Source organism: Bradyrhizobium sp. 195 (assembly GCF_023101665.1).
Lineage (GTDB): Bacteria > Pseudomonadota > Alphaproteobacteria > Rhizobiales > Xanthobacteraceae > Bradyrhizobium.
This window is the reverse complement of record NZ_CP082161.1, coordinates 3030392-3043989: the sequence shown is the minus strand read 5'-3', so window position 1 is coordinate 3043989 and position 13598 is coordinate 3030392. Positions and strand designations below refer to the sequence as shown.

13 protein-coding genes are annotated in these 13598 nt (G+C 65.0%); 9 read left to right on the top strand and 4 right to left on the bottom strand.

Annotated features, from left to right (window positions below):
- The first annotated feature begins 21 nt into the window (after nt 1–21).
- The 5 genes from IVB26_RS14110 (at nt 22) to IVB26_RS14090 (ending at nt 5747) form a co-directional block, all read left to right on the top strand.
- The gene (locus IVB26_RS14110; RefSeq protein ID WP_247972212.1) at nt 22–420 is read left to right on the top strand and encodes a 5-carboxymethyl-2-hydroxymuconate Delta-isomerase; all 399 of its coding nucleotides are present in this window, start codon (nt 22–24) and stop codon (nt 418–420) included.
- Nucleotides 413–1951: a 5-carboxymethyl-2-hydroxymuconate semialdehyde dehydrogenase gene (gene hpaE, locus IVB26_RS14105; protein ID WP_247972211.1), complete on the top strand. Its 1539-nt coding sequence runs from the start codon at nt 413–415 to the stop codon at nt 1949–1951. The genes IVB26_RS14110 and hpaE overlap by 8 nt, the downstream gene beginning before the upstream one ends.
- Before the next feature lie 110 nt (nt 1952–2061).
- Nucleotides 2062–3045, top strand: a complete 984-nt coding sequence (hpaD, locus tag IVB26_RS14100) for a 3,4-dihydroxyphenylacetate 2,3-dioxygenase (protein WP_247972210.1) — start codon at nt 2062–2064, stop codon at nt 3043–3045.
- A gap of 181 nt (nt 3046–3226) precedes the next feature.
- The gene (locus tag IVB26_RS14095) at nt 3227–4096 is read left to right on the top strand and encodes a fumarylacetoacetate hydrolase family protein (RefSeq protein WP_247972209.1); all 870 of its coding nucleotides are present in this window, start codon (nt 3227–3229) and stop codon (nt 4094–4096) included.
- Nucleotides 4097–4121: 25 nt separating this feature from the next.
- A complete protein-coding gene (locus tag IVB26_RS14090; RefSeq protein WP_247972208.1) occupies nt 4122–5747 on the top strand; it encodes a thiamine pyrophosphate-dependent enzyme in 1626 nt (541 codons plus the stop codon).
- 168 nt (nt 5748–5915) lie between these two features.
- Here the strand turns inward: IVB26_RS14090 and alkB are convergent, their stop codons facing one another.
- The 4 genes from alkB to IVB26_RS14070 all read right to left on the bottom strand — a co-directional run bounded on the left by alkB (nt 5916) and on the right by IVB26_RS14070 (nt 9678).
- Nucleotides 5916–6569, bottom strand: a complete 654-nt coding sequence (gene alkB / locus IVB26_RS14085; protein ID WP_247972207.1) for a DNA oxidative demethylase AlkB — start codon at nt 6567–6569, stop codon at nt 5916–5918.
- Nucleotides 6570–6578: 9 nt separating this feature from the next.
- Entirely contained in the window at nt 6579–7325 is a 747-nt protein-coding gene (locus tag IVB26_RS14080) for a 2OG-Fe(II) oxygenase (RefSeq protein ID WP_247972206.1), read from the bottom strand.
- 324 nt (nt 7326–7649) lie between these two features.
- On the bottom strand, nt 7650–8336 hold the full coding sequence (locus tag IVB26_RS14075; RefSeq protein ID WP_247972205.1) for a DUF2848 domain-containing protein: 687 nt from the start codon (nt 8334–8336) through the stop codon (nt 7650–7652).
- Nucleotides 8329–9678, bottom strand: coding sequence for an amidase (locus IVB26_RS14070; protein WP_247972204.1), 1350 nt, complete (start codon nt 9676–9678; stop codon nt 8329–8331). The genes IVB26_RS14075 and IVB26_RS14070 overlap by 8 nt, the downstream gene beginning before the upstream one ends.
- Nucleotides 9679–9855: 177 nt before the next feature.
- On the opposite strand from IVB26_RS14070, the gene IVB26_RS14065 reads away from it, so the two are divergent.
- The 4 genes from IVB26_RS14065 (at nt 9856) to IVB26_RS14050 (ending at nt 13575) form a co-directional block, all read left to right on the top strand.
- Nucleotides 9856–10269: a Zn-ribbon domain-containing OB-fold protein gene (locus tag IVB26_RS14065; RefSeq protein WP_247972203.1), complete on the top strand. Its 414-nt coding sequence runs from the start codon at nt 9856–9858 to the stop codon at nt 10267–10269.
- 3 nt (nt 10270–10272) lie between these two features.
- Entirely contained in the window at nt 10273–11412 is a 1140-nt protein-coding gene (locus IVB26_RS14060) for a thiolase C-terminal domain-containing protein (RefSeq protein WP_247972202.1), read from the top strand.
- Between the two features lie 5 nt (nt 11413–11417).
- Nucleotides 11418–12332: an SDR family oxidoreductase gene (locus tag IVB26_RS14055; RefSeq protein ID WP_247972201.1), complete on the top strand. Its 915-nt coding sequence runs from the start codon at nt 11418–11420 to the stop codon at nt 12330–12332.
- Nucleotides 12333–12456: 124 nt separating this feature from the next.
- Nucleotides 12457–13575, top strand: coding sequence for an SMP-30/gluconolactonase/LRE family protein (locus IVB26_RS14050; RefSeq protein ID WP_247972200.1), 1119 nt, complete (start codon nt 12457–12459; stop codon nt 13573–13575).
- Nucleotides 13576–13598: the final 23 nt, after the last annotated feature.

Genomic DNA, 13598 nt, shown 5'->3' with positions numbered 1-13598 from the left:
ACGACAGGGAGTGAAACCGCGATGCCGCATTTCACGATCGAATATTCGGCCAATCTCGACAGCCAGCTCGACATGAAGCTGGTGTGCGAAGTCGTGCGCAAGGCAGCGGTCGAGACCGGCATCTTCCCGCTCGGCGGCATCCGCGTTCGCGCCATCCGCTGCGAGCATTATGCGATTGCGGATGCGCGGCAGGACTACGGCTTCCTCGACATGGTGCTGCGCATCGGCGAGGGCCGCGATCTCAAGACGCGCCAGCAAGCCGGCGAGCACGTCTTCCAGGCGCTCTCCCGACTTCTCGATCCCGTCTTCGCCGCCAGAAAATTCGCCTTGTCGTTCGACATGCAGATCAACGACAAGGACACCAGCTGGAAGCGCAACAACATTCACGACGTCCTGAAAGCGGAAGCTGCAAATGGATAAGCCCAGCCCGAAAGCCGATGTATTCCAGGCCAACCGCGACCGCGTCGCGCCGCTCTTGAAGAAGCTGCGTGCCGACGGCATCGGTCACATGATCGACGGCAAGACCGTTCCCTCGACCTCGGGCGAGACGTTCGAAACCAAGTCGCCGGTCGATGGCACGACGCTCGCGAGCGTCGCGCGCGGCACCGCCGAGGACATCGACCGCGCCGCAACGGCCGCCGCGCTTGCCTTCAAGTCCTGGCGCGACATGGGCCCGGCAATGCGGAAGAAACTGCTGCATCGCGTGGCCGACGCCATCGAGGACAATGCCGAGGACATCGCGGTGCTCGAATGTATCGACACCGGGCAGGCCTATCGCTTCATGGCCAAGGCCGCGATTCGCGCCGCCGAGAATTTCCGCTTCTTCGCCGACAAATGCGCGGAGGCGCGCGACGGCCTCAACACGCCGAGCGACGAGCACTGGAATATCTCGACTCGCGTGCCGATCGGCCCCGTCGGCGTGATCACGCCGTGGAACACGCCGTTCATGCTCTCGACCTGGAAGATCGCTCCGGCGCTGGCCGCCGGCTGCACCGTCGTGCACAAGCCGGCCGAATGGTCGCCAGTCACCGCTGACATGTTGTCGAAGCTGGCCAAGCAGGCCGGCATTCCCGACGGCGTGCTCAACACCGTCCACGGCTTCGGCGAGGAAGCCGGCAAGGCGCTGACCGAGCATCCCGCCATCAAGGCGATCGGCTTCGTAGGCGAGAGCGCAACGGGATCGGCGATCATGGTGCAGGGCGCGCCGACCCTGAAGCGCGTGCATTTCGAACTCGGTGGCAAGAACCCGGTGATCGTGTTCGACGATGCCGATCTCGACCGAGCCCTCGATGCCGTCGTGTTCATGATCTACTCGCTCAATGGCGAGCGCTGCACGTCGTCGAGCCGGCTGCTGGTTCAGGCCAGCATTGCCGAGGAGTTCACGGCGAAGCTGATCGCGCGCGTGAAGGCTCTGAAGGTCGGCCATCCCCTCGATCCCGCGACCGAGATCGGGCCGCTGATCCACGAGCGGCATCTGGCGAAGGTCTGCTCCTATTTCGACGTCGCGCGGCAGGACGGCGCGACGATCGCGGTCGGCGGCAAGGCCCATGACGGCCCGGGCGGCGGCCACTATGTCGAGCCCACCCTGGTGACCGGCGCGCACGGCAAGATGCGCGTGGCGCAGGAGGAGGTGTTCGGCCCCTTCCTCACGGTGCTGCCGTTCAAGGACGAGCGGGATGCGATCGAGATCGCCAACGACATCCGCTATGGCCTCACCGGCTATGTCTGGACCAACGATGTCGGCCGCGCGCTGCGCGTTGCAGACGCGCTGGAGGCCGGCATGATCTGGCTGAATTCGGAGAATGTCCGCCACCTGCCGACGCCGTTCGGCGGCATGAAGGCGAGCGGCATCGGCCGCGACGGCGGCGACTATTCGTTCGACTTCTACATGGAAACCAAGCACGTCTCGCTGGCGCGGGGCACGCACAAGATTCAGAAGCTGGGAATTTAACGCTGGTCGTTCCGGAGCGGTGCGCAGCACCGAATCCGGAACCTCGAGATTCCGGGTCTGCGCCTTGCGGCGCATCCCGGAATGACGGGGCCTAACGAGGGGAAACGCACATGCCCGTACCGCAACACATCTTCGAGCCGCCGTTCAACATCATCCGCTCCAGCCACGTCGTGCTCGACGTGACCGATCTGAAGCTGAGCCGCGAGTTCTACGAGACCACCGTCGGCCTGCATGTCGAGGATGCCGATGACAAGGTCGTCTACCTGCGTGCCGCCGAGGAGCACCAGCATCACTCGCTGGTGCTGCGCAAGGCCGCGGTGCCCGCTTGTAACAGGCTCGGCTTCAAGGTCGGCAACGACGGGGATCTCGACAAGGCCGCCGCGTTCCTCTCCGAGAACGGTCTTAGCTACGCCTTCGTCGATCAGCCCTTCCAGGGCCGCACCCTGCAATTCACCGATCCCTTTGGCTTCCAGATCGAGCTCTATGCATCGATGGACCGGCGGCCGCATCTCTTGCGTCGTTACGACCTCTATCGGGGCTGCCACCCGCAGCGGCTCGATCATTTCAACGTCTTCGCCGCCGAGGTGCAGGACACCGTCGAGTTCTACGCACGGCTCGGCTTCCGCCTCACTGAATACGCCGAGGAGGATGGTCCGAACGGGCGCATCGCCGCCGCCTGGATGCATCGCAAGGGCAACGTCCACGACTTCGCGATCACCAATGGCAAGGGCCCTCGCCTGCACCATTTCGCCTATTGGACGCCGACGGCGATGAACATCATCCATCTCTGCGACGTCATGGCCTCCCAAGGCTTCGTCAAGAACATCGAGCGCGGCCCGGGACGCCACGGCATCTCGAACGCGTTCTTCCTCTATGTCCGCGATCCCGACGGACACCGACTCGAGCTCTACACCAGTGACTACTTCACTGGGGATCACGACCACGAGCCGCTGCGCTGGTCGCTGCGCGATCCGCGCCGCCAGACGCTGTGGGGCGCGCCTGCCCCGCGCTCATGGTTCGAGCAGGGCTCGCCATTTAGCGGTCAAGCCGTGCGTGAGCCGAAATTCGTGGCCGACGTGCTGGTGGCGGATTGATGCTCGCGACAAACTCTCTCCCTGTCGTCCCTGCGAAAGCAGGGACCCATAACCGCCGAGTGCAGTTTGGCGGAGTCTGGTCGTTCGGTACGCCTGCCGACCACATCGATAGATCACGCGGTATGGGTCCCTGCTCCGTGCGCAATTGCGCACTAGGCCGGGACGACAAGAGAGATTGCCTATGAGACTCCCTCGCCTCGCCACCTATTCCGTCAACGGTGATGTCAGCTACGGCGCCGTCCTGGAGGGCGGCATCGTCGATCTCTCCAAGCGCCATGCCAAGGATTATCCAACGCTGCGGGAAGTGATCGCGGCCGGCAAGCTAGTGAGCTTCGCGGAAGAAGCCGCCGGCCGCAAGCCCGATCACGCGCTCGGCGACATCACCTGGCTGCCGCCGGTGCCGGCACCGGAGAAGGTCATCTGCATCGGCGTCAACTATCCTGATCGTAACGCCGAGTACAAGGACGGCCAGGACGCGCCGAAATATCCGAGCATGTTCATGCGCTCGCCGCGTTCGTTCGTCGGCCACGACACGCCGCTGGTGCGCCCGCGCGCGTCCGCGCAGCTCGACTATGAGGGCGAGATCGTGCTGGTGATCGGCAAGCAAGGCCGGCATATCCCCGAGAGCACTGCGCTCGATCACATCGCGGCATTGACCCTTTGCAACGAAGGCTCGGTGCGCGACTGGCTGCGCCACGCCAAGTTCAATGTGACGCAGGGCAAGAACTTTGATTCCAGCGGCAGCCTCGGCCCATGGCTGGTGCCCTACACGACGGAAGCGCAGATCGCGGACATCAGGCTCACCACACATGTCAACGGCGAGCTCAGGCAGGACGATCGCACCAGCCGATTGATGTTCTCCTTCCGCTATCTCATCAACTATATCTCCACCTTCGCAACGCTCGTCCCCGGCGATATCATCGTCACGGGCACGCCGACCGGCGCCGGCGCCCGGTTCGATCCGCCGCGTTACCTGAAGCCGGGCGACGTCGTCGAGATCGAGGCCGAGGGCATCGGCTTGTTGCGCAACGGTGTCGTCGACGAAGCCTGATCAATAATCGAAGTGGAATAGCCAAATGACCACCCTCACCGGCGGCGAAGCGATCGTAAGCGGCCTGGTCGCCCACGGCGTCGACACCGTGTTCGGCCTGCCCGGTGCGCAGGTCTACGGCCTGTTCGACGCCTTCCATCAGGCCCAGCTCAAGGTGATCGGGGCACGGCACGAGCAGGCCTGCGGGTACATGGCGTTCGGCTATGCGCGCTCCAGCGGCAGGCCCGGCGTGTTCAGCGTGGTGCCCGGCCCCGGCGTGCTCAATGCCAGCGCGGCGCTGCTCACCGCGTTCGGCTGCAACGAGCCGGTGCTCTGCGTCACCGGTCAGGTGCCGACGCAGTTCCTCGGAAAGGGCCGCGGCCATCTGCACGAGATGCCGGACCAGCTTGCGACCTTGCGCAGCTATGTGAAATGGGCTGATAGAATCGAATATCCCGGCAACGCACCGACGGTCGTCGCGCGTGCGTTCCTGGAGATGACGTCCGGCCGCCGTGGGCCCGCTTCGGTCGAGATGCCCTGGGATATCTTCACCCAGCGCGCGGACACCGCCGCCGCACAGGTGCTGGAGCCGCTGCCTGCGCCGCAGCCCGACCCCGATATGATCAAGCAGGCGGCCGCGCTGATCAAGACCAGCAAGGCACCGATGATCTTCGTCGGCAGCGGCGCGATCGAGGCGGGCGAAGAGATCCTGGAACTCGCTGAGATGATCGATGCGCCCGTGGTCGCCTTCCGCAGCGGCCGCGGCATCGTCTCCAACGCGCATGAACTCGGCCTCACCATGGCGGCTGCCTATAAGCTGTGGCCGACAACCGACCTCATGATCGGCATCGGCACGCGGCTGGAGTTGCCGACCATGTCGCGCTGGCCGTATCGGCCTGAGGGCCTGAAGAGCATCCGCATCGACATCGATCCCGTCGAGATGCGGCGCTTCATCTCCGACACCGCCATCGTCGCCGACGCCAGGACCGCGACCGCCGATCTCACTGCTGCCGTCCGCAAGGCCGGCTACAGCAAGACCGCCGGCCGCCGCGGTGCGATCCGCGAGGCGACCACGACCGCGCAAGGGGAGATCCAGCGCATCCAGCCGCAGATGGCCTATCTCAACATCCTGCGCGAGGTGCTGCCGGCGAACGCGATCGTCACAGATGAATTGTCGCAGTTCGGCTTCGCCTCCTGGTATGGCTTCCCGATCTACGAGCCGCGCACCTTCATCACCTCGGGCTATCAGGGCACGCTCGGCTCGGGCTTCCCGACCGCGCTTGGGGCCAAGGTCGCCAATCCCGACAAGCCGGTGGTGGCGATCACCGGCGACGGCGGCTTCATGTTCGGCGTGCAGGAGCTTGCCACCGCCGTGCAGTTCAACATTGGCGTGGTGACGCTGGTGTTCAACAACAACGCTTACGGCAACGTCCGCCGCGACCAGCGCGAACGTTTTGACGGCCGCGTGGTGGCGTCGGACCTCGTCAATCCAGACTTCGTCAAGCTCGCGGAGTCCTTTGGCGTTGCGGCGGCGCGTGTCACCGCGCCGGATCAGTTCAAGGCAGCGATGGAGAAGGCGCTCGCGCATGGCGGGCCGAATCTGATTTCGATCGAAGTGACGCGGGATTCGGAAGTCAGCCCTTGGGCGTTCATTCACCCGCCGAAGCCGTAATCGAAATATCGTCGTTCCGAGACTCTTCCCTTCTCCCCTTGTGGGAGAAGGTGCCTTCCTGAAGGGAAGGCGGATGAGGGGTCTCTATCCGCGGAGACAGACCCCTCATCCGTCTCGCTGCCGCTTCGCGTCAGCGATCCACCTTCTCCCACAAGGGGAGAAGGAAGATCAGCGCGTCCTGCGGAACGTCAGGTTGATCCGCTTCCGCCCGAGCAGCGCGTGCTCGCCCTCAGTGAGCGGCGCGACGCCGTGATAGGCGAGCCTGGACGGCCCGCCCCAGACCACGACATCGCCATGCACCAGCCGGAAACGGCGCGGTTTGTCGCTGCGCGCCAGGCCGCCGAACAGGAAGGTCGCGGGCAAGCCGAGCGAGACCGAGACGATCGGCGCCGAATAGTCCAGCTCGTCCTTGTCCTGATGCAGCGACAGCCGCGTGCCGGGCTCGTAGCGGTTGACGAGGCAGGCATCGGGCGCGAAGTCTTGGAAGCCGCCCTGCTCGGCTGCGCGGCGGGCGAGATCGCGCAATACTGGCGGCATTTCGGGCCATGGCGCGCCAATTCGCGGATCGATCGGGTCATAGCGATAGCCGGTGTGATCGGTGATCCAGCCGCGCTCGCCGCAATTGGTCATCGCCACCGACATCAGGTGGCCGCCTGGCGTGGTCATCCGCCGGAACGGCGATTGCGCGACGATCGCGCGCACCGCTGAGATCAGCTCGTTCTCGATCGGCTTGACGAATCCGCGCAGCAGTACCGCGCCGTCGGCGATCTCCTCACGCGACGACTGCGCCTCGGCGACGTTGTCGAACAGGTCAGCCGTCAAGGCCTGCGCTCATTTGGCATCATGGAAGATCACACCCAGCGTGTGGCGCTGGCCGGACCTGATCCGGCTGACGCCATGGCGCATGTTAACGCGATAGCTGCCGCGTGTCCCCTGCACCGGGCGGTGATGCACGGCGAACGCGACCGCGTCGCCCTGCGCCAGCGGCACGACCTCGGCGCGGGACTGCATGCGCGGGCGCTGCTCGGTCAGCACGAACTCGCCGCCGGTGAAATCGCGCCCGGGCTCGGAGAGGAGGATCGCGACCTGGAGCGGGAACACGTGCTCGCCATAGAGGTCCTGGTGCAGGCAGTTGAAGTCGCCGGCTTCATACTGCAACAGCAGCGGCGTCGGCCGCGCCTGCCCCGCCTCGTGGCAGCGCTTGAGGAAGGCGGCGTGCGCGGTGGGATAGCTGATGTCGATGCCCATCGTCTCGTTCCAGCGGTTGGCGACGCCCTGCAGGTGCGCATAGAGCGCCGGCCGCAGCTGCGCGATCAGATCAGGCAGCGGATACGAGAAGTATTTGTATTCGCCGCGGCCGAAGCCGTGACGGCCCATGACGATGCGGCTGCGGAAGTGCGTGTCGTCAGGATAGAGCGCGGCGACGGCGCGGCATTGGTCCGGCGTCAGCAGGCCCTTCAGGATGGCGCAGCCCTGGGTGTCGAGTTCGGCGGTGACTTGGGGCCAGTCGAGGGTGTCGACATGGGCGGCGAGATCGGGGGATGGCGTTTGAGGCGATTTGCGTGCGGTCATTGTCATGGCAATTACCCTTGCAGCCCGGAGTTCACGCCGCCACCCGATTTCCGATGACTATCTCCCCGTCATTGCGAGCGCAGCGAAGCAATCTTCTCCGCGGAACCAGCCTGGATTGCTTCGTCGCGAGGGCTCATCGCAATGACGTGGAGAGATCAACCCCCACCGGCAGAGAGATCTCGTAGGGTGGGCAAAGGCGCGAAGCGACGTGCCCACGTTCTGCCGATTGCGTAGAGAGATCTTGGGCACGGCGCAAGGGCGCCTTTGCCCACCCTACGGGACCGTCGCTTTGGGCCAGCTATCCCACCACCGCTCCTGGTGTGGAGGCAGTTAGCCCCGCACCGGCAGCGTCACCACGTCGTAGCCGTGCCTGATCGTGCGTTTCAGCACGGGGTCCTCAAGCTCGAAGTCGAAGCGCTCCGCGGGGCGGATGCCGCCCTTGGCGGCGAAGGTGCCGCCGAACATGGCGCAGCCGTCGGGCAGCTTCCCGCCCGGAAAGCTGCGTGCAACGAGGTCAGCAACCGGCAGCATCGCGTCCAGCGTGCCCTCCTGGTAGAGCACGCGCTCGCCCTTGATCGTGGCCCAGGAGCGCAGGATCATCTTGTCCCAGTGGCCGATGACGTCTTCCAGCTCCCACAGCGTCGAGGCGATCGGCTTGTCGCACATCTGCTTCGAGACCGTGACGCTGTAGGCCTCGACCTTGCGGTCGGTGTGGTCGGATCCGCAGCCGACGAAAACGCGGCCCTGCCAGCCGATCAGCACGAACTCGACCTCTCCGGAGGAATCGCCGCCGGTGCATTCGATGCTGCCTTCCTGGGTCAGCCGCCGCGCCGAAGCGCGGTAATAGATCGGCGTCGAGGCCGGCGGGGCGATGCCCATCTCCTGCAGCTCTTTGATGTGCTTGTCGCGCGCGACGGGATCGCGGCCGGTCCAGCCGGCGATGACCATCTGATCGATCGCCAAGGTCAGCGGCGTGGTGGTGTCCTGGGCGTCGACGGTGAAAGTGAGGTCAAACACGAATGACGGCCTCCATGCCGGCAGCAAGTTCGAAAATGCGGTGGTCCGATCCGCCGGCGCCCGCCAGCATCAGGCCGACGGGAACATCGCCCTGGCGATGCGCAGGGATCGAGATGGCGCAACCGTCGATCATGTTGATCAGGGTGCAGTTGCGCAGCGCCCGCAGGTTCTCTTTGGTGAATGCCTTGTCGTTGGCGAGGTCGGCGATCTTCGGCGGCGTGTTGGCGGTGGTCGGCAGCACCAGCGCATCATAGGGCGCGATGTGCGCATTGACGCGGGCGATCAGCGAGCGGCGCTCGTTGAGGAGATCGATGTAATCGGCCGCGCTCTGCGCCTCGCCGCGCATGATCCGCACGGAGACTCTGGGATCGTAGACGTCGCCCTTCGCGGTGAGGAGATAGCGATGCCAGGCGTAGCTCTCGGACGCGGCAAAGCCGCCTTTGGCGTTCATCGGACCGATGTCGTGGAACTCCGCCATCTCGATGCGCTCGATGATGGCGCCATGATCGGACAGCGTCTTCAGGGCGCGTTCGAACGTCTCGGCCACCTCTGCGTCGAGCTCGTCCAGCGCGATCGTGGTCGGCACCGCGAGCCGCATGCCCTGGATCGGCCGCGGCTTCAGCGGGGCGATCGGCTCGTTCGCGAGCACCGCGTCGAGAATGGCACAGCAGCTGACCGATCGCGCCAGCGGCCCGATGCTGTCGAGCGAGAACGACAGCGGCACGGAGCCATCGAGCGGCACGCGCCGCTGCGTCGGCTTGTAGCCGACGATGCCGTTATAAGCGGCAGGAATCCGGCAGGAGCCGCCGGTGTCGGTGCCGAGCGCGCCGTGCGCCATACCATCGAGCACGGAGACCGCAGCACCCGAGGAGGAGCCGCCCGGCACATGGCCCGCGGCCCGGTTCCAGACACCCTTCGGCGTGCCGTAATGCGGATTGATGCCGATGCCGGAATAGGCGAACTCGGTCATGTTGGTGCGCCCGATCACGACGAACCCGGCCTTGCGCAAGCGCGCTACCGTCGCGGCATCCTGCTCGGCCGGTGGGGAATCGTCGAGCGCGCGCGAGCCGGCGCGCGTCACCTGGCCCTTGATGTCGAACAGATCCTTGATCGAGATCGGGATGCCGGCGTAGCGCGACGGCGCCGCCTTGGCCTTCCGTAGGCCGTCCATCGCGTCGGCGGCCGCAAGCGCTGCGTCCTTGTCGACATGGATGAAGGTACGCTGGCCTTCGCCGGCGGGATCGGCGATCCTGGCGATGCAGGCCTCGACCAGCTTGCGGGCGGTGGTGCGGCCGCTTTCGAGGTCCTCGGCGAGCCTCGCCAGTGTCGGAAAATCGGGCATGTCTGTCTCACGGAATATTGTCGCGCGCAATCTATAGCGCTGCCTCAGTTCGACACAAGCATTGTGCGCATGATGGCATGCATGCGTATTGCTGGACCGTTGACGCACCATGGTCGATTGTCGCATCAAGATCGAAACAGGCAGGCGTGAAGCCTGTCTCCTGGAGGAGCCGCCGAGATGGCCGAACCGCAGCGCGCGCGACCGAAACCGACGCCGGAGACCCAGCATTTCTGGGACGGCACGAAGGCGGGCGAATTGCGCCTGCAACGCTGCGACGCCTGCGCGCATGTCTACTTCCCGCCGCGCCCGTTCTGCCCGTCCTGCGCCTCGCGCAAGGTTTCGGTCTTCAAGGCGAGCGGCAAGGGCTTCCTCTACAGCTACGTGATCAACCATCGTCCCGCCGCGCCCGGCTTCACGCCGCCTTATGCGATCGCGGTGGTCGAGCTCGACGAGGGCCCGCGGATGATGAGCAACGTCATCGATTGCCCACAGACGCCGGAAGCGCTCGAGCTCGACATGAAGCTCGAGGTCGCTTTCCAGGCGCTCGACGACAAGATCACCCTCCCCGTCTTCCGTCCGGCGAAAGCGTAGGTCATGCGTAGCAACCAGGTTGCCGTTGTCGGCGCGGCCGAGACCACCGAGCTTGGAATCATCCCCAACGCCTCGCAGCTCCAGCTTCACGCGGACGCGGCGCTCAATGCCATTGCAGACGCCGGGCTGAAACTCTCCGACATCGACGGCTTTGCCACCGCGGTCGAAACGCCGCAGCAGGTCTGCCATTATCTCGGCGTCAAGCCGACCTGGGTGGACGGCACCTCGGTCGGCGGCTGCTCGTTCATGCTGCACGTCCGCCATGCGGCCGCAGCGATCGAGGCCGGCCTGTGCAAGACCGTGCTGATCACGCATGCCGAGAGCGGCAAGTCGATGATCGGCAAGCTGCCGCGCGCGACGCCGGCGGACAGCCTCAACGGCCAGTTCGAGGCGCCCTACGGCGTCAATGGTCCGCCAAGCATGTTTCCGATTCCCGTGCTGCGCTTCATGAAGACCTACGGCATCACGCACGAGCAGCTGGCCTCGGTCGCCGTGGTGCAGCGGGAATGGGCGGCGAAGAATCCGCGCGCGATGATGAAGGACCCGATCACCGTCGCCGACGTGCTCAACTCGCGCATGATCGCCTATCCGTTTCGTCTGTTGCAGTGCTGCCTCGTCACCGACGGCGGCGGTGCGCTGATCCTGACCTCGGCCGACCGCGCCAGGGATTTTCCGCGCAAGCCCGTCTACATCATGGGCACCGGCGAGAGCGTGGAGACGCCGATGGTCAGCCAGATGGAGACCTTCAATTCGTCGCGCGCGTTCAAGACCGCCGGGCCGCTCGCGTTCAAGGAGGCCGGCATCGCGCACGGGGATGTCGACCATCTCATGATCTACGACGCGTTCGCGCATCTGCCGCTGTTCGGCCTCGGCGATCTCGGTTTCATGCCATATGAGGAGACCGGCAAGTTCATCGCGGATGGCAACACGCGCCCCGGCGCCAAGCTGCCGCTCAACACCAATGGCGGCGGATTGAGCTACATGCATTCCGGCATGTACGGCATGTACGCGCTGCAGGAGAGCGTGCGCCAGATGCGCGGCATCGCGCCGGCACAGGTGCCGAATGCGAAGATTTCGGTGTGTCACGGCGTCGGCGGCATGTTCGCCGCGAGTGGCACGATCGTGTTTACGAACGAGAGGTAATCCACATGAGCAAATCACTGCAAGACAAGGTCATCATCGTCACCGGCGCAGGCCGCGGCATCGGGCGCGAGATCGCGCTGCTCTGTGCGGCGGAAGGCGCCAAGGTCGTGGTCAACGATCCCGGTGGCGCCTCCGACGGCGCCGGCTCGAATGCTGCACCGGCCGAGGAAGTCGTCGAGGAGATCAAGAAGCGCGGCGGCACCGCGGTCGCCAATTTCGAAAGCGTCGCAGAGGCGATTCCGGCGAGCAAGATCGTGAAGACCGCGACCGATCATTTCGGCCGGCTCGACGGTGTCGTCAACAATGCCGGCATCTTGCGCGACATGATCTTCCACAAGATGAGCGTGGAGGCGTTCGAGGCCGTCATCAAGGTCCATCTGATGGGCTCGTTCTACGTCAGCCACGCCGCCGCGCGCATCTTCCGCGAGCAGGAGAGCGGCTCCTTCGTGCACTTCACCTCGACCTCGGGCCTGATCGGCAACTTTGGCCAGGCCAATTACGCTGCCGCCAAGCTCGGCATCATCGGGCTCTCCAAATCGATCGCGCTCGACATGGGCCGCTTCAACGTCCGCTCCAACTGCGTCTCGCCGTTCGCCTGGACGCGCATGATCGGCACCATCCCGACCGAGACCGAAGCCGAGAAGGCGCGCGTCGAAAAGATCAAGCAGATGGGACCGGAGAAGATCGCGCCGATCTGCGCCTATCTGCTCTCCGACGCCGCCAAGGACGTCTCGGGCCAGATTTTTGGCGCGCGCATGAACGAACTGTTCCTGTTCAGCCAGAATCGTCCGCTGCGCTCCGTGCACCGAAGCGAAGGCTGGACACCGCAATCGATCGCGGAACACGGTATGCCGGCGCTGAAGGGCTCGTTCTACAAGCTCGACCGCTCCGCCGATATCTTTCCCTGGGATCCCGTGTAAGGACCCATCCAGCCGCATTTCAGGCATTCCTGCCCTGCGATCTCCGGTTGTCTATGTCCGGAGATCGCCCCGGTTTGCGCCTGATTGCACGCGAATGGTGGCCTCCCAATCTTGGGAGGAAACCATGACAAGAATACTGACCAACTCCGACGACACGACTGCAAGCGAGCGTGGCGGTCTCGGCCGCCGTACGCTCCTCAAGGGCGCGGCGACCGTCGCGGCATCGGCCATGCTCGCCTCGCGAGCCGACGCCCGCGACTTCGGCGCCAATGCCGAGCCGCAGCGCTATCCCGACCCCGACATCGTCGCCATCGATCCCAAGCGCTTCAAGGCCAAGGTCGGCAACACCGCGATCAAGCGGCTCTACACCGGCTGCCTCTGGGCGGAGGGGCCGGCATGGAATGCGCAGGGACAATATCTCGTCTGGAGCGACATCCCGGCCAACCGGCAGCTTCGCTATCTCGACGACGACGGCCACATCTCCGAGCAGTTCCACAAGCCGTCGAACGAGGCCAACGGCAATTCGTTCGACACCGAGGGACGCCAGCTCACCGCCGAGCGCACGCGCCTTGTCCGCTACGAGCATGACGGCTCGATCACGACGCTGGCCGAGCAGGCCAATGGCAAGCCGCTGAACGGGCCGAATGACATGGTGATGCATCCCAACGACAAGGCGATCTGGTTCACCGATCCCGGCTATGGCGCGATCAGCATCTACGAGGGCAAGCTTGCCAATACCGGCTCGCTGCAGCCCCACCAGAAGGAGGCGGTCTATCGCCTGGACACCCAGACCGGGCAGGTCGCGAAGGTCGCAGACGAGCCGTTCAAGCCGAACGGCATCGCCTTCAGCCACGACTACAAGAAGCTCTATGTCTGCGACACCGGCATCACGCATTATCCGCAAGCCGAGAACGTGGTGTGGTCCTACGACATCGACGGAGCAAAACTGTCGAACCCGAAGAAGCTGATCGACATGAAGCTCGAGGGCAAGTCGGGCTTCCCCGATGGCCTGCGCGTCGACACCGACGGCAACATCTGGGTCGGCGCCGGCTGGGTCGGACCCGGCTATGACGGCGTGCAGGTGTTCGCGCCAAACGACGGCGCGCGCATCGGGCAGATCCTCTTGCCCGAGACCTGCGCCAATGTCTGCTTCGGCGGCAAGAAGCGCAACCGCCTGTTCATGACCGCGAGCCAGTCGCTCTATGCGGTCTATGTGGAGACGCAGGGCGCGCATTTCTGTTGAGGGTCTACACCGTCATTCCGGGG